The sequence below is a fragment of the Lelliottia sp. genome (assembly GCF_045627565.1).
In the GTDB taxonomy this organism is placed as follows: domain Bacteria; phylum Pseudomonadota; class Gammaproteobacteria; order Enterobacterales; family Enterobacteriaceae; genus Enterobacter.
On sequence record NZ_JAZQNX010000014.1, the window covers coordinates 1 to 15,110 of the forward strand.

A 15,110-nucleotide genomic window follows, 5' to 3' on the forward strand; every position below is an offset into this window, starting at 1 on the left:
AACGGCCAGATAACGTCATTTTCATCATTCCCTTCGCGATGTGCCTTAACGTTGCGAGATAAGATCGGCCAGACGCTTCTGGCTGCCACTCAATGTTGAAGTGAGATCTTTGTTACCGACCGTCACGTCATGCACCATCGAACTGATGATCCCTGACCCCGTGACATCACCCATGCGGGTGAAGTTTTTATCCCCTACCGCGCCAAATACCTGAACATTCGGGAACTGGGCGATCAGTTCATAAGGCAACTGACCGAAGGCCTGTATCACCTCGTTATTCTTCCAGGTCGCAGTATCCACAACGCGCTTATTCACAGGTAAGGCCGCGCCGGGTGACATCATGACCCAATCTGCCGCGTTTTGGGCTTGTTCCATCCAGGCGATGAAAGTCTCCGCCGCTTTGGTTTCATCTTCAGTTTGACCATTGGTGATGGTGAGCGATGTCACCATGCCGTACACAGCCGATGATTTCTCCGTCGGCACAACAAACCCCAGATTGGCGGGGGTGCCCTCTTTGTATACCGCTGGAAGAATGTAGGTGGAGTAGATCGCCATCGGTGCAGAACCATTCATAAAGGCGTCTTTGATTTCCATGACATCGTTTGAACCAGGCATAGTTGTGGCTGCCAGCGCACGATAAAACCTCAGCGCCTTTGCCATTTCTGGTGTGTCAAGATCGACTGCCCCGTTGGCGTCAAAGACGTTTGCTCCACCCGAGAGTGCGAACTGAGAAAATGCCTGCTCGGTCATCACACTTTCTGCCGTCGGGAGCGCGATTCCGTAATGTTTTTTGGTCGGGTCAGTCAGCGTCTGGCTCGCCTTAAGTAACTCAGCCCAGGTATGGGGTTCCTGAATGCCCGCCGCTGCCAACACATCTTTGTGGTACCACACGCCAGATAACCAGGCGCTGACGGGTACTCCCGTCCACGCTTTACCATCCTCAGTGCGAACCACTCGTAGAATGCCGTCGTAGAAGGTATTTTCGTTGACCGTTTTCACCGTTTCAGCAATAGCATCGCGGTCGAGAAGCTGCTCTTTATCCATGACTTTGGCGTAGTCATGGCTCACCTCAATCACTTCGGGTAGCGCGCCCGTACGAGCAAGCGTAATGACTTTGGTGTTATACGCATCCTCTTCAACAGGAACCTGTTTGATTCGGATTAAAGGGTTCTCTTTCTCGAATCGTTCTATTAATTGAGAAATAACAGCTTGTCTCTCCTGCTCTACAGAAGAGTGCATAAATTCGATGGTCACAACGGTGTTATTGTCATCCCGACAGCCGGATAACAGGCCGCACGAAACCAGCGCCGACATCAGCACAATATTGGGAATCTTCATGTTTTTATTATTCCTTTAACAATGTTTAATCCACATCACCTGCCATGGATTGAGTGTCAGTAGATTATTGGTTATATTGGAACCTGTTAAGAGTTCCACTCCATAAGGTATATCGTCATAAAGAGTTTGCACTCTATTCTGAAAATTAAAAAAGGCTGTTAATTCCTCACCGTCCGCAGAGATTCGCGTCATTTTAAGTACGTGTTCATTTGGCATTGAGAAATTAGCTTTACTGTCTGGATGGAAGACGCGCTGTTGACGTCGAATAGCCATCATCCTGGTTAACGCATTATAAATCTTAGTGCGTAATTGAGTCGCATCTTCCAACTCTGCATCAATTTCCCCCGCCTGAAATTTACGACGATTTATCGCGCGGTTGTAGCCCAACCGTTCAACGCCATGATAATCATTGCGCGAGCCCAAAATACTTTGAATATAAATAGCCGGTACGCCGGGAAAACTTAATAACAGCGCATGGGCCAGCACAAATCTGGCGATACGTTCATTATCGTGACGATTTTGAGGCGTTAACGCATCCAAATACGTGACGTTAATTTCATATGGGCTACGTGTGCCATCAGGATTATTTTTCCAGTTGACTCTCGCACCTTCATTTTGCAATTTTTCGACCAGCGTCAGAATGTCTTCTTCCGGTAGAATACCGCGTAATGGGTTTAACCCTATACCGTCGTGGGAAGCGAGAAAGTTAAACCAGGTCGTCTCGGTTGAAGGCAACTCAAGCGTTTGCGCCCACTGGCAAAGCGCCTGCACATTTTCACTGTGAATGCTGTGGAGCACGAGTGGCGGCAATGAGAACTGATACACCATTTGCGCTTCATTTGACCCATCACCAAAATAGGAAATGTTGTCTTTGTGCGGGACGTTCGTTTCCGTGATGATCACCGTACCCGGCGCGACCGCTTCAGTGATAGCGCGGAATAACTGGATCAGCCGGTGTGTATTTTCCAGATGCAGACAGGTTGTGCCCGGCACTTTCCACATAAAGCCCACCGCATCAAGCCGGATGTAATCCGCCCCTTCAATGAGATAGTGCAGCAGGACATCAACCATGGCGATGAGGACCTGTGGACTGTCAAAGTTCAAATCAATCTGGTCATCACTGAACGTCGTCCATAAATGGCGGATTGAACCATCCGCTAGCGTAAACGGCGTTAAAAGCGGCAAGGCTCTGGGGGGCGTGACGGCGGATAAATCAGTATCGGGATCAACAGCAATAAAAAAGTCTTCAAATCCCGGCTTTTGATTCAAATAGTTTTCAAACCACTGACTTTTTGCCGACATATGATTACAGACAAAATCAAACATGAGATGGGTTGATTTTTTTAGTTCTGCTACATCTCCCCACTCACCAGTTTTCGCCGCAACTCGGTGATAATCCATAACAGAAAAACCATCGTCAGAAGACCATGGGTAAAACGGTAATAGATGGACATGCGAAAAGTAAGGTGACAGCCAACGATTATAGAATCGCGTCAATATCGGCAATGCGTTTTGGTCATTTTTTTGAAACTGATCGGCATACGTTATTAATACCACATCCTGCTCATCCCACTTCGATTTACGAGTGCCAGCAATAAGGTTCTTTGCGTTCTGAATATTTTCAGAAAGGATTTCACAGTGTCCTAAAGAAAATGACTCTCCGTAGATGAGTCTAATAAGTTGCTCTATTTTATCGTCCATTGAATCTTCCATGGTAGCGGTCCCACGAAAAGCAATTTACGCTTATGGAATTTTTATGTCAATGCAATCGGAGGGGTTAAAAGAGAGGAAAAATAGAGCATCAGTCAATAATGTGAGCTGTTGCAAAGAAAGGATGAAACTCGTGTTGTGTCGTACATAACGGAATTGCTGCTCTCTCGCAAAAGAAAGCAGCAATTAAATGTGAGATCAGGATAAATAGCGGCGTGAGAAACGGTTTGCCACTTTCTTCAACAATGGCTCCAGCGCAACGGCCAACAGCATTCTGACCGGTTTACGGGCGACCGTTTTCACCGCCCAGCCCGCTACGCCTGCCGGGCCATAACGTAATGCTGTCAGTAAAACGAATTTGCCTGCGAATTTCAGGCCGGGTTTCATTTTCTGACCGGCCTGTTGCCAGTTTGATTTCATGTTATTTATCTCAGTTAGAGCTGACGAAAACGACTTCTGAGCGTAAAGGTGTCCGAGGTGACATAACGTTCCATTTCGCGCAGACGTTTCTCCCCGGCGGCCAGTTCAGCATCCACGGTGTCCAGCAGATCGCTGCTCGTAGGCGCTTCATCTGAATAAAGCGCCCCGTCCGGGATAGGATCCAGAACAAAGGATAAAATGATGTAAGCCACCAAAGTAAAGAAGGCCAACCCAAAGAAAATCGACAGCACCGTTACGACGCGCACCAGCTTTACCGGAACATCCAGATAATGAGCCAGACCTGCGCAGACGCCGCGAACCATCCCCTGCTGGGGAATACGCCATAATTTTTTGTTCAGATTAAGTCCGGCCATTAGCCATTCCTCCAGTTCGGATGCTCTGCGTCGAGAATGTCTTCCAGTGTCTGGATACGCTCGCGCATTTTTTTCGCCTCGTCGGTGAGCTGCATCAGGCGTTGCTGTTCACTTTGTGACAGATCGCCCCGAGCTGAACGGTTGCTGTAATGCAGCCATAACCAGATCGGCAGGACGAAAAGCACGAAAATGGTCAGGGGAATAGCCAGAAATAGCGCACTCATATGTACTCCTTGTCTTACGATGCGTTGCGGCACGCCAGGGTGCCGCTTCAATTATTATTGGTTATCTTGCTTCATTTTTGCTTTGAGCGCGGCCAGTTGCTCACCGATCGCATCATCCGCTTTCAGTTCAGCAAATTCCTGATCCAGCGTTTTCTGTTTGCCAAAGCTGTGGCTTTCGGCTTCCGCTTCCATGTGATCGATACGGCGTTCGAAAGATTCAAAACGCGCCATCGCTTCATCAATTTTGCCGCTATCAAGCTGACGACGAACATCACGAGACGAGTTAGCCGCCTGATGACGCAGCGTGAGCGCCTGCTGGCGAGCGCGCGTTTCGCTGAGTTTATTTTCCAGTTCCGCGATCTCTTTCTTCATGCGGGTCAATGTTTCATCCACCAGCGTGATTTCTTGCTCGAGCGTAGCAACGATATCGGTGAGCTTTTGCTTTTCAATCAGGGCTGACCGCGCCAGATCGTCTTTCTCTTTACGCAGCGCCAGCTCGGCCTTCTCTTGCCATTCGCTTTGCTGCGCGGTGGCCTGCTCAATACGGCGAGACAGCTGTTTCTTTTCGGCCAGCGCACGGGCTGAGGTAGAGCGCACTTCAACCAGCGTGTCTTCCATTTCCTGAATCATCAAACGCACCAGCTTTTGCGGGTCTTCTGCTTTTTCAAGCAGCGAGTTGATGTTGGCGTTCACGATGTCGGCAAAACGAGAAAAAATACCCATAATTCGAATCCTCACATTTCATGTGTCTGTTATCGGGCGATGCCCTGCTGAACAGATAATACAAATGCCGTGCCAACTTTCTATCTTATTGATTTGTGTGATTGTGGTTGATTTTACCGCAACGAGAACCTACTCTCACCTGGTGAATATCGCTAACGAGTGGTTAATTTCATCATGACTGAATACAAAGACAATTTGCTGGGTGAGGCCAACAGTTTTCTGGAGATGCTGGAACAGGTGTCGCGGCTCGCACCGCTCAATAAGCCGGTATTGATTATTGGTGAACGTGGGACAGGTAAAGAGCTGATCGCCAACCGCCTGCACTTCCTGTCTGGGCGTTGGGACGGTCCGTTTATTTCGCTCAACTGTGCAGCGCTCAACGAGAACTTGCTGGATTCTGAATTGTTCGGCCATGAAGCGGGCGCGTTTACGGGTGCGCAAAAGCGCCATCCTGGGCGTTTCGAGCGTGCGGATGGGGGGACGCTGTTCCTCGATGAGCTGGCCACCGCACCGATGCTGGTTCAGGAAAAACTACTGCGAGTGATTGAGTACGGTGAACTGGAGCGCGTGGGCGGAAGCCAGCCACTGCAGGTGAATGTCCGCCTGGTTTGTGCGACAAACGCCAATCTGCCGGAAATGGTGGCGGAGGAAAAATTCCGTGCTGACCTGCTGGACAGGCTGGCCTTTGATGTTGTCCAGTTGCCACCGCTGCGCGAGCGAAGTGGCGATATCATGCTTCTGGCAGAGCAGTTTGCGATTCAGATGTGTCGCGAATTAGGTCTGCCGCTTTTCGCCGGATTTAGCGACTATGCACGCGAAACGCTGCTCAGTTACGCCTGGCCCGGGAATATTCGTGAACTGAAGAACGTGGTTGAGCGCTCTGTTTACCGCCATGCCAGCAGCGAAACTGAGCTGGACACTATCATCATCGATCCCTTCCACCGCAATGTTCCCGCCAAACCTAAACCATCGCTTAATACGGATGCGCCTGCTTTGCCGCTTGACTTGCGACAGTTCCAGCATGTTCAGGAACAGCAACTGCTGGAACACAGCCTTAAAACAGCAAAATATAACCAGAAACAAGCAGCTGAACTGCTGGGTCTGTCCTACCATCAATTAAGGGCATTGCTCAAAAAGCATCAAATGCGCTGACATTATCAGCACTTACCCGCAGACATTTTTACGTAGCTGGGGTAAGTGCGATACACTTTGCAGATCGAATCTAAAAACCTTAAAAATTATGCGTCTGGTTTCATCGTCCCTGATTGCACTCGGTCTGTTTAGCCGCCTGGTCTTTGCTGCGCCTGAACCGACTACGCCTCCTGATATTCGCGACAGTGGTTTTGTCTATTGTGTGAGCGGGCAAGTCGACACGTTCAACCCGCAAAAGGCCGGTAGTGGCCTGATCGTCGACACCCTGGCCGCTCAGCTTTACGATCGTCTGCTTGATGTCGATCCCTATACGTATCGTCTGGTTTCAGAGCTGGCCGACAGCTGGGAGGTGCTGGATAACGGCGCGACTTACCGTTTCCATCTGCGCAATGACGTCGCATTTCAATCGACGCCCTGGTTTAAACCCACGCGTAAATTGAACGCCGATGATGTGGTGTTTACCTTCCAGCGCATTTTTAATCGCAATCATCCGTGGCATAACGTTAACGGCGGAAGCTTCCCCTACTTTGACAGTCTGCAGTTTGCTGACACGGTCAAAAACGTGCGCAAACTGGATAATCACACGGTTGAATTTAACCTCACGCGCCCCGACGCCTCTTTTTTGTGGCATCTGGCGACGCACTACGCGTCTGTGATGTCGGCTGAATATGCTGCGCAATTGACGAAGCAGGATCATCAGGAATTACTCGACCGCCAGCCGGTCGGCACAGGTCCCTTCCAGTTGGCAGAATATCGTGCCGGTCAATACATTCGCCTGCAACGCCATGAACATTTCTGGCGCGGTACGCCGTTAATGCCGCAAGTGGTGGTGGATCTGGGGTCTGGTGGTACGGGTCGATTGTCTAAACTGCTTACCGGGGAGTGCGATGTGCTCGCCTGGCCGGCCGCCAGCCAGTTGACCAGCCTGCGCGACGATCCGCGCCTGCGTTTGACCTTGCGTCCAGGCATGAACATTGCCTATCTGGCGTTTAATACCGATAAACCGCCGATGAATAATCCCGCGGTTCGTCACGCCCTGGCGCTTGCTATTAATAATCAACGTCTGATGCAGTCGATCTATTACGGCACAGCCGAGACCGCTGCCTCTATTTTGCCACGCGCGTCCTGGGCCTATGATAGCGACGCAAAAGTGACTGAGTACGATCCTGCAAAAGCGCGCGAACAGCTTAAAGCACTGGGTGCCGATAATCTCACGCTGCAACTTTGGGTCCCGACCAGTTCACAGGCGTGGAACCCGAGTCCCTTAAAAACTGCGGAGCTGATTCAGGCAGATATGGCACAGGTGGGCGTTAAAGTGGTGATCGTTCCCGTCGAAGGACGTTTCCAGGAGGCGCGATTAATGGACATGAATCATGATCTGACGCTGTCCGGCTGGTCTACGGACAGTAACGATCCCGACAGTTTCTTCCGCCCACTTTTAAGCTGCGCGGCCATTCGCTCACAAACTAACTTTGCGCACTGGTGTAACCGGGAGTTTGACGCGGTTCTGCAAAAAGCGTTGTCCTCTCAGCAACTGGCATCGCGCATTGAAGCTTACGATGAAGCGCAGAATATCCTGGCCAAAGAGTTACCGGTGCTGCCGTTAGCTTCTTCGCTGCGCCTGCAAGCCTATCGCTACGACATTAAAGGCCTGGTGCTCAGCCCCTTCGGCAACGCCTCGTTTGCAGGCGTATCGCGTGAGAAAAAGGATGAGGTGAAAAAACCATGATTATTTTTACCTTACGTCGTTTATTGCTCCTGGCGATTACGTTGTTCCTTCTGACGTTTGTCGGCTTTAGCCTGAGCTATTTTACGCCGCATGCGCCGCTGCAGGGTTCGTCGCTGTGGGATGGCTGGCTGTTCTGGTTTAACGGCGTGTTGCACTGGGACTTTGGCGTTTCCAGCATTAACGGTCAGTTGATTTCCCAACAGCTCAAAGAAGTTTTCCCGGCCACGATGGAGCTGTGCATTCTGGCGTTTGGTTTTGCTCTGATGGTGGGGATCCCGGTCGGCATGCTGGCGGGGATCACGCGCAATAAATGGCAAGACAAATTGATCAGCGCGATCGCCCTGCTCGGCTTTTCGATTCCCGTATTTTGGCTGGCGCTACTGCTCACGTTGTTCTTCTCGCTCACGCTCGGCTGGCTGCCGGTGTCGGGGCGTTTTGATCTGCTTTATAACGTGAAAACCGTCACGGGCTTCGCAATTATTGATGCCTGGCTTTCGGATTCCATCTGGCGTCATGAAATGATCATTAGCACGCTGCGACACATGGTATTGCCGGTGTTGACGCTGGCCGTTGCGCCCACGACGGAAGTCATCCGCCTGATGCGTACCAGCACGATTGAGGTCTTTGATCAGAACTATGTTAAAGCGGCCGCTACGCGCGGTTTATCACGACTCACCATTTTGCGTCGTCACGTTTTACACAACGCGCTCCCGCCGGTCATTCCAAAACTGGGGCTGCAATTTTCTACCATGCTGACGCTGGCGATGATTACCGAAATGGTCTTTAGCTGGCCGGGACTTGGGCGTTGGATGATAAACGCGATCCGCCAGCAGGACTACGCGGCTATTTCTGCGGGGGTGATGGTGATAGGTTCGCTGGTGATCATCGTCAACGTGATTTCCGATATTCTGGGCGCTATGGCTAACCCGCTGAAACATAAGGAATGGTATGCCTTACGATAGCGTATACAGTGAAAAACGTGCTCCCGGTGTGGTGCGCACCGTGTGGCGCAAATTTTATGGCGACACCACGGCGATGATCGGCCTTTACGGTTGCGGTGGTCTGGCGTTGCTGTGCATATTTGGCGCGTGGTTTGCCCCTTATGGGCTCGATCAGCAGTTCCTTGGTTATCAGCTGCTGCCCCCTTCATGGTCGCGTTATGGCGAAGTTTCCTTCTTCCTCGGGACCGACGATTTAGGCCGCGATGTGTTAAGCCGCCTGTTGAGCGGCGCAGCCCCGACGGTTGGCGGCGCGTTTGTTGTGACGTTTGCCGCCACCGTATTTGGTCTGGCACTCGGGATTTTTGCCGGGGCGACGCACGGCCTGCGCTCGGCAGTACTGAATCATATTCTGGATACGCTGCTGTCGATCCCGTCGCTGCTGCTGGCCATTATTGTGGTCGCCTTTGCCGGACCACATCTTACTCATGCCATGTTTGCCGTCTGGCTGGCGCTACTCCCGCGCATGGTGCGCTCGGTTTATAGCCTGGTACATGACGAGCTGGAGAAAGAGTATGTGGTCGCGGCTCGCCTCGACGGCGCAACGACAATGAACATTTTGTGGTTTGCAGTGATGCCGAACATTGCCTCTGGACTGGTAACGGAAATTACGCGTGCGCTTTCGATGGCAATTCTGGATATCGCCGCGCTCGGTTTTCTCGATCTTGGCGCGCAACTCCCCTCCCCGGAATGGGGCGCGATGCTCGGCGACGCGCTGGAATTAATTTATGTTGCGCCGTGGACGGTGATGCTGCCAGGTGCTGCAATTATGGTGAGCGTGCTGCTGATTAACCTGCTGGGCGATGGTATTCGCCGCGCAATCAATGCGGGGGTGCAATAATGCCGTTACTGGATATCCGCAATCTCACTATCGAATTCAAAACTTCCGAAGGCTGGGTGAAAGCCGTAGACCGCGTGAGCATTACGCTGGCTGAAGGTGAAATCCGCGGGCTGGTGGGTGAATCTGGCTCGGGTAAAAGTCTTATCGCCAAAGCCATTTGTGGCGTCGCAAAGGATAACTGGCGCGTGACAGCAGACCGCATGCGGTTTGACGATATCGATTTGTTACGATTATCACCGCGCGAGCGCCGCAAGCTGGTGGGTCACAACGTGTCGATGATCTTCCAGGAGCCACAATCCTGTCTCGATCCTTCGGAACGTGTCGGCAAACAGTTGATGCAGAATATTCCAGGATGGACCTATAAAGGCCGCTGGTGGCAGCGCGTCGGCTGGCGTAAACGACGCGCCATTGAGCTATTGCACCGCGTCGGGATTAAAGATCACAAAGACGCAATGCGCAGTTTCCCGTATGAATTGACCGACGGCGAGTGCCAGAAGGTGATGATCGCCATTGCGCTGGCCAATCAGCCACGCATGCTGATTGCCGATGAACCGACAAACGCCATGGAACCAACTACCCAGGCGCAGATTTTCCGCCTGCTGACGCGCCTTAATCAGAACAACAACACTACCATTTTGTTGATTAGCCACGATCTGCAAATGCTGAGCAAATGGGCGGATAAAATTGACGTGATGTACTGCGGGCAGACGGTAGAAACCGCCGTCAGTGAAGATCTGGTGTATGCCCCGCATCATCCGTATACCCAGGCGCTGATCCGCGCGATTCCTGATTTTGGCAGCGCGATGCCGCATAAAAGCCGTCTGAATACGTTACCGGGCGCGATTCCGTTGCTGGAATCGCTGCCGATTGGCTGTCGACTGGGCCCCCGCTGCCCTTACGCACAGCGCAAATGCATTGAAACGCCTCGATTAACGGGTGCTAAAACGCATCTTTTTGCCTGTCATTTCCCGCTGAACATGGAGAGAGAGTGAAATGGTCGAAACATTGCTTGAAGTACGCAATCTCAGTAAGACCTTTCGCTATCGCACTGGCCTGTTTCATAAACAAACGGTCGAGGCGGTAAAACCGCTCAGCTTTACCCTGCGCGAAAAGCAAACGCTGGCCATTATCGGCGAGAACGGTTCCGGTAAATCGACGCTGGCGAAAATGCTCGCTGGCATGGTTGAACCGAGCGCAGGCGATGTGCTGATCGACGATCACTTTTTGTCGTTTGGTGACTATTCGTTTCGCAGTCAGCGCATTCGTATGATTTTCCAGGATCCGTCAACATCACTGAATCCGCGACAGCGTATTTCGCAAATCCTCGATTTCCCCCTGCGGCTGAATACCGATCTGGAACCCGAGGCGCGGCGCAAGCGCATCATTGAAACGCTGCGGATGGTGGGTTTGCTGCCCGACCACGTCAGCTATTATCCGCACATGCTGGCACCTGGGCAGAAACAGCGTCTGGGGCTTGCACGTGCGCTTATCCTGCGCCCGAAGGTGATTATCGCCGACGAAGCGCTGGCCTCGCTGGATATGTCGATGCGTTCGCAACTGATCAACCTGATGCTGGAGTTGCAGGAGAAACAAGGTATTTCTTATATCTATGTGACACAGCACCTGGGAATGATGAAACATATCAGCGACCAGGTTCTGGTGATGCACCACGGTGAAGTGGTCGAACGCGGAAGTACCGCCGATGTGTTGGCTTCCCCGCTTCACGATCTGACGAAACGACTGATTGCCGGTCATTTTGGTGAAGCCTTAACGGCTGATGCATGGCGGAAAGATAAATAAACATTGGCGGGATATTCCCGCCTTTACTATTTTGAATCGTCAGATAAAGTGACTGCAGCAAAAAAGATATTCGCTGTTTAAACGTCGCATCAGGCTATATCCATTCTGACTCCGCGTGGCCATTCGATGATTCAATAGTTTTAAAGTGGTTTTTCGGATTCACTGTGATGGTGTGACATGAATATTTTTAGAGATAATTAATAAGTTGTCTAACTTTATTAATTGTGAACATAAAAATGAATTCATCTCCACTTAACCCCGTTCTCTTTTTATCTTCAATTGAAAAACCTCAGGATCATATTTTACGTTTAATCTTGACGTTGCCCCCCATTCGCAGCTGGTACCCGCTGATAAACTCCCGACACTCGACTTTGTCAGAACAAATACGAAACTGTGTTATTTGCTGGAAGAAGGTCATGTGATCATCAATCGCAGAGATGATGGCATGACGCTCAACACAGAATCAGCCCCTTTTGTCTTTGGATTTACATTAAACAGCAATCTGCATCCACGGCTGTGTATCCGGCCTTCACCAGACGCCGTGCTTCGTCGACTGTCACTCGAAAATGCGATTCAAATTATCGAACGAGAGTCGCTGTGGGAACCACTCACCCAACTGCTTATCTTCATCTCAGCATGCCTGTTCATACACTGTACACGGCTGTCACAATCAGGAATGTATGAAACGGTTCGCTCGCTTCTATTCTAATTGAACTGATAAATGAGTCGCCGAAAATCCGTCAAGCTGAATCAACATATAATTACATTCAAAACAGATGCTTACTCTCACGAAGCGGGATTATGTCCATTCTGGCAACGCTTCGTGCGCATGGACACACTGAGTTAGAGAACGGTAGGCTTATTAAAATCAATAATTTACCGGGAAAATTATGATGTAAGTCAGTCTTTTCATACTGCTTTGCATACATTGTAAATTTCACTCTATTTACCTACTCTTATCATTATATGTTTTTTAGGTTTAATATTTATGGACGGAAAATCTTTGGATACGCCTGTATTAAACCAACCATTCCCATGGGCCAAACAGTTGGTAGAATCTTTGACGCCATTTGCGCCAATACGTTCTTATCGTAAAGGTATCCGGTTGGGGCTCATTGAGAACGGTGTTCATGTGTGCCGTATTATTCATTCCGGCACAAGTGAAGTTCATCGTTCTTCATATGGCCTGCTGATTTTCCCGCCCCAGGAATTCTTGGCCTGGGCGTTCATGACGCGTTTATTGTGACGGCTGAAACGAGCAAAGTCTCCACGCTGACAGTCGAAGAACTGCAACGGCACATCCCGGAGAATGGTCTTTGGGAAGTGGCTGCCCAACACAGGATGGTCGTGACAAATAAGCTTTACTCTTACAGTAAGCAGTTGAGCGCGCCCACTGCGTATGAAGTGATTCGTAACCAGCTAAGGGAACTGAGTCACGAACCCGCTCACTTTCGTGAACACGTCACGATTGAACGTTATATCCGTGATAAAACGCATCTCTCCCGAAGCAGCATAATGAAAATCCTGGCTGAGTTAAAACGGGCGGGTATATCGTCATTAAGGACGGGCGGTTATGCGAGATTAAGCATCTGCCTGGTAAATACTGATTGCGTCGCGGGAGGTTGGATCAGTTCAGATTCTTTCTACTGGTATCATCCTGGCGTATTATGTCGTTCTCTTAAAAGCTGCAACCTGAGGGCTCTTTTGAAATTCAGGTGACATTTCATCTGCATAGTGGGCTATAATTCTGCCCTGCTATCTATTTATTCTGGCTATGTGATTTCTAACTATATGAATACAAAGCCAAAGTAAGCAATGACTATAAGGATCAAAGCTATGGGTTTTCTTTCCGGTAAGCGCATTCTGGTAACTGGCGTCGCCAGCAAACTGTCCATCGCCTACGGCATCGCACAGGCTATGCACCGCGAAGGCGCTGAACTGGCGTTCACCTACCAGAACGACAAGCTGAAAGGCCGCGTTGAAGAGTTCGCCGCGCAGCTGGGTTCAAGCATCATTCTGGAATGCGACGTTGCTCAAGACGAAAGCATTGACGGTATGTTCGCTGAACTGGCAAAAGTATGGCCAAAATTCGACGGTTTCGTTCACTCAATCGGTTTCGCACCGGGCGATCAGCTGGACGGCGACTATGTGAATGCGGTAACCCGTGAAGGCTTCAAAATCGCTCACGACATCAGCTCTTACAGCTTCGTGGCCATGGCAAAAGCGTGCCGCACCATGCTGAATCCAGGCTCTGCTCTGCTGACTCTGTCCTACCTGGGCGCTGAGCGTGCTATCCCTAACTATAACGTTATGGGTCTGGCTAAAGCATCTCTGGAAGCAAACGTGCGCTATATGGCGAACGCAATGGGTCCAGAAGGCGTGCGTGTTAACGGTATTTCTGCCGGTCCAATCCGTACTCTGGCGGCTTCCGGTATCAAAGATTTCCGTAAAATGCTGGCGCATTGCGAAGCGGTTACCCCGATTCGTCGTACCGTCACCATCGAAGACGTGGGTAACTCTGCGGCATTCCTGTGCTCTGACCTCTCTGCTGGCATCTCCGGCGAAGTGGTTCACGTTGACGGCGGTTTCAACATCGCGGCAATGAACGAGCTGGAAATTAAATAAACATTTTACTCTCTTCCCTCCCGGGAAGAGAGTTTCCCCCTGTTTTGTTCCTGTAAATTCCTCGTTTTGCCTCTCGTTATTCCGTTCTGCTATTTGTTATCACCTAACAATATTTTTCCGCTCGTAAGCCATGCGCCAGGATATTGATTGCCATTTGAGATCAAGGAACGCACATGGAACAACGCCGTTTTTCCGGCAAAGGCCACTGGTATCACGAAACCCAGACAAATCATTGTCCGGATGACGTTCTCCCGCTGGTTCCCGAGGCCGCTAATGTCGCCGACCGTTTTTTGCTCGATTTAGCGTTACCGAACGAGATTGTGACGCACTGTGAAAGCTGGTTAACCCCATCGCTGGTTTTACGCGATCGGCTTTTCCCTCGCCAGGTTAATCTGAGTCGTCTTCATACGCTCAGCGCTTACGATCGTTTAAGCACTGCGCTAACGGTTGCCCAGGCGTGTGGGGTGCAGCGCTTATGTAATCATTACGCCGCCCTTCTGGCTCCTCTTCCAGGGCCGGACTCTTCGCGTGAAAGCAATCAACGTCTCGCCCAAATTACCCAATATGCTCGCCAGCTTGCTTGCTCACCTGACGTGATCGATTCCAGGGCGCAGCTGCAGCTTGATGAAGTGGGCCTGACGACTTACGACGTTATTCTGATCAATCAAATCATCGGTTTTATCGGTTTTCAGGCGCGCGTGGTTGCCGCGTTTCAGGCGTTGCTCGGACATCCGGTGCGTTGGTTGCCGGGCCATCACATTCCCCCTCATGCTCAAATCGATGATATCAACATGAGCGAGTGGGCATCGATTATCCCGGGCGTAGAGTTACGCTACGCGAGCGCGCAGCAGCTGGAATCGCTTGCTCGCTGGCAATCAGAAGTCTGTCTCGGCGATCTCGCGCCAGTGCTGTGCCACGACCCCGCATTACTGGATTGCTTAGGTGAGATTTTGACAAGCGGCATTAAGGATTTACCAGTGCACTACGCAAACCACCCGTCACTCCTTGGTGCTGTGGACTTACTCACACGCTCGCCCGACCGCTTCAGCGCCGCGCAACTGACACCGCTGATTGATGATGGGATTCCGGCTGCGGATGCCATTAATTTGCTCGCCTGGACCGCTTTTTGCGGGTGGCTTAACCGCCTGAAAATCGCGTTGCGCGCGGGCGAATAAC

Annotated in this window: 17 protein-coding genes; 11 read left to right on the plus strand and 6 right to left on the minus strand. The window is 50.8% G+C overall.

Annotation, left to right across the window (positions count from 1 at the left end):
- Window positions 1-45 precede the first annotated feature (45 nt).
- The 6 genes from ACKI5T_RS09240 to pspA all read right to left on the minus strand — a co-directional run bounded on the left by ACKI5T_RS09240 (window position 46) and on the right by pspA (window position 4,789).
- Window positions 46-1,338, minus strand: a complete 1,293-nt coding sequence (locus ACKI5T_RS09240; RefSeq protein WP_407437131.1) for an ABC transporter substrate-binding protein — start codon at window positions 1,336-1,338, stop codon at window positions 46-48.
- A gap of 15 nt (window positions 1,339-1,353) precedes the next feature.
- The gene (locus ACKI5T_RS09245) at window positions 1,354-3,051 is read right to left on the minus strand and encodes a sugar phosphorylase (RefSeq protein WP_407437132.1); all 1,698 of its coding nucleotides are present in this window, start codon (window positions 3,049-3,051) and stop codon (window positions 1,354-1,356) included.
- Window positions 3,052-3,246: 195 nt separating this feature from the next.
- Complete coding sequence (gene pspD / locus ACKI5T_RS09250; protein ID WP_407437133.1) at window positions 3,247-3,468, minus strand: phage shock protein PspD; 222 nt, start codon at window positions 3,466-3,468, stop codon at window positions 3,247-3,249.
- A gap of 14 nt (window positions 3,469-3,482) precedes the next feature.
- A complete protein-coding gene (gene pspC, locus ACKI5T_RS09255) occupies window positions 3,483-3,842 on the minus strand; it encodes an envelope stress response membrane protein PspC (protein ID WP_012017557.1) in 360 nt (119 codons plus the stop codon).
- Window positions 3,842-4,066 (minus strand): envelope stress response membrane protein PspB, encoded by a 225-nt coding sequence (gene pspB / locus ACKI5T_RS09260; RefSeq protein WP_012017558.1) that lies wholly within the window; start codon window positions 4,064-4,066, stop codon window positions 3,842-3,844. Before pspB ends, pspC begins: the two co-directional genes overlap by 1 nt.
- Before the next feature lie 54 nt (window positions 4,067-4,120).
- On the minus strand, window positions 4,121-4,789 hold the full coding sequence (pspA, locus tag ACKI5T_RS09265) for a phage shock protein PspA (RefSeq protein ID WP_407437134.1): 669 nt from the start codon (window positions 4,787-4,789) through the stop codon (window positions 4,121-4,123).
- A 174-nt stretch (window positions 4,790-4,963) separates the two neighbouring features.
- On the opposite strand from pspA, the gene pspF reads away from it, so the two are divergent.
- The 11 genes from pspF to ACKI5T_RS09320 all read left to right on the plus strand — a co-directional run bounded on the left by pspF (window position 4,964) and on the right by ACKI5T_RS09320 (window position 15,109).
- Complete coding sequence (pspF, locus tag ACKI5T_RS09270; RefSeq protein ID WP_407437135.1) at window positions 4,964-5,941, plus strand: phage shock protein operon transcriptional activator; 978 nt, start codon at window positions 4,964-4,966, stop codon at window positions 5,939-5,941.
- A gap of 88 nt (window positions 5,942-6,029) precedes the next feature.
- On the plus strand, window positions 6,030-7,670 hold the full coding sequence (gene sapA, locus ACKI5T_RS09275) for an ABC transporter substrate-binding protein SapA (protein ID WP_407437136.1): 1,641 nt from the start codon (window positions 6,030-6,032) through the stop codon (window positions 7,668-7,670).
- On the plus strand, window positions 7,667-8,632 hold the full coding sequence (sapB, locus tag ACKI5T_RS09280; protein WP_012017562.1) for a putrescine export ABC transporter permease SapB: 966 nt from the start codon (window positions 7,667-7,669) through the stop codon (window positions 8,630-8,632). Before sapA ends, sapB begins: the two co-directional genes overlap by 4 nt.
- Window positions 8,619-9,509, plus strand: coding sequence for a putrescine export ABC transporter permease SapC (gene sapC / locus ACKI5T_RS09285; protein ID WP_407437137.1), 891 nt, complete (start codon window positions 8,619-8,621; stop codon window positions 9,507-9,509). The genes sapB and sapC overlap by 14 nt, the downstream gene beginning before the upstream one ends.
- Window positions 9,509-10,501 carry a putrescine export ABC transporter ATP-binding protein SapD gene (sapD, locus tag ACKI5T_RS09290; protein ID WP_235133360.1) on the plus strand — a complete coding sequence of 331 codons (993 nt, stop codon included), beginning with the start codon at window positions 9,509-9,511 and terminating at the stop codon, window positions 10,499-10,501. Before sapC ends, sapD begins: the two co-directional genes overlap by 1 nt.
- Before the next feature lies 1 nt (window position 10,502).
- The gene (gene sapF / locus ACKI5T_RS09295; protein WP_012017565.1) at window positions 10,503-11,309 is read left to right on the plus strand and encodes a putrescine export ABC transporter ATP-binding protein SapF; all 807 of its coding nucleotides are present in this window, start codon (window positions 10,503-10,505) and stop codon (window positions 11,307-11,309) included.
- A gap of 708 nt (window positions 11,310-12,017) precedes the next feature.
- On the plus strand, window positions 12,018-12,203 hold the full coding sequence (locus ACKI5T_RS09300; RefSeq protein ID WP_407437180.1) for a helix-turn-helix domain-containing protein: 186 nt from the start codon (window positions 12,018-12,020) through the stop codon (window positions 12,201-12,203).
- 94 nt (window positions 12,204-12,297) lie between these two features.
- Entirely contained in the window at window positions 12,298-12,555 is a 258-nt protein-coding gene (locus tag ACKI5T_RS09305; RefSeq protein ID WP_407437138.1) for a hypothetical protein, read from the plus strand.
- 95 nt (window positions 12,556-12,650) lie between these two features.
- The gene (locus ACKI5T_RS09310) at window positions 12,651-13,028 is read left to right on the plus strand and encodes a helix-turn-helix domain-containing protein (RefSeq protein WP_407437181.1); all 378 of its coding nucleotides are present in this window, start codon (window positions 12,651-12,653) and stop codon (window positions 13,026-13,028) included.
- A gap of 117 nt (window positions 13,029-13,145) precedes the next feature.
- Window positions 13,146-13,934, plus strand: a complete 789-nt coding sequence (gene fabI, locus ACKI5T_RS09315; RefSeq protein ID WP_012017568.1) for an enoyl-ACP reductase FabI — start codon at window positions 13,146-13,148, stop codon at window positions 13,932-13,934.
- Window positions 13,935-14,107: 173 nt separating this feature from the next.
- Window positions 14,108-15,109: a CMD domain-containing protein gene (locus ACKI5T_RS09320; RefSeq protein WP_407437139.1), complete on the plus strand. Its 1,002-nt coding sequence runs from the start codon at window positions 14,108-14,110 to the stop codon at window positions 15,107-15,109.
- Window position 15,110 lies beyond the last annotated feature (1 nt).

What these genes read in the sequence shown, in the direction of transcription:
- ACKI5T_RS09240 (WP_407437131.1), bottom strand. Translation starts at nt 1,338, where the DNA reads ATGAAGATTCCCAATATTGTGCTGATGTCGGCGCTGGTTTCGTGCGGC.
- ACKI5T_RS09245 (WP_407437132.1), bottom strand. Translation starts at nt 3,051, where the DNA reads ATGGAAGATTCAATGGACGATAAAATAGAGCAACTTATTAGACTCATC.
- pspD (WP_407437133.1), bottom strand. Translation starts at nt 3,468, where the DNA reads ATGAAATCAAACTGGCAACAGGCCGGTCAGAAAATGAAACCCGGCCTG.
- pspC (WP_012017557.1), bottom strand. Translation starts at nt 3,842, where the DNA reads ATGGCCGGACTTAATCTGAACAAAAAATTATGGCGTATTCCCCAGCAG.
- pspB (WP_012017558.1), bottom strand. Translation starts at nt 4,066, where the DNA reads ATGAGTGCGCTATTTCTGGCTATTCCCCTGACCATTTTCGTGCTTTTC.
- pspA (WP_407437134.1), bottom strand. Translation starts at nt 4,789, where the DNA reads ATGGGTATTTTTTCTCGTTTTGCCGACATCGTGAACGCCAACATCAAC.
- pspF (WP_407437135.1), top strand. Translation starts at nt 4,964, where the DNA reads ATGACTGAATACAAAGACAATTTGCTGGGTGAGGCCAACAGTTTTCTG.
- sapA (WP_407437136.1), top strand. Translation starts at nt 6,030, where the DNA reads ATGCGTCTGGTTTCATCGTCCCTGATTGCACTCGGTCTGTTTAGCCGC.
- sapB (WP_012017562.1), top strand. Translation starts at nt 7,667, where the DNA reads ATGATTATTTTTACCTTACGTCGTTTATTGCTCCTGGCGATTACGTTG.
- sapC (WP_407437137.1), top strand. Translation starts at nt 8,619, where the DNA reads ATGCCTTACGATAGCGTATACAGTGAAAAACGTGCTCCCGGTGTGGTG.
- sapD (WP_235133360.1), top strand. Translation starts at nt 9,509, where the DNA reads ATGCCGTTACTGGATATCCGCAATCTCACTATCGAATTCAAAACTTCC.
- sapF (WP_012017565.1), top strand. Translation starts at nt 10,503, where the DNA reads ATGGTCGAAACATTGCTTGAAGTACGCAATCTCAGTAAGACCTTTCGC.
- ACKI5T_RS09305 (WP_407437138.1), top strand. Translation starts at nt 12,298, where the DNA reads ATGGACGGAAAATCTTTGGATACGCCTGTATTAAACCAACCATTCCCA.
- ACKI5T_RS09310 (WP_407437181.1), top strand. Translation starts at nt 12,651, where the DNA reads ATGGTCGTGACAAATAAGCTTTACTCTTACAGTAAGCAGTTGAGCGCG.
- fabI (WP_012017568.1), top strand. Translation starts at nt 13,146, where the DNA reads ATGGGTTTTCTTTCCGGTAAGCGCATTCTGGTAACTGGCGTCGCCAGC.
- ACKI5T_RS09320 (WP_407437139.1), top strand. Translation starts at nt 14,108, where the DNA reads ATGGAACAACGCCGTTTTTCCGGCAAAGGCCACTGGTATCACGAAACC.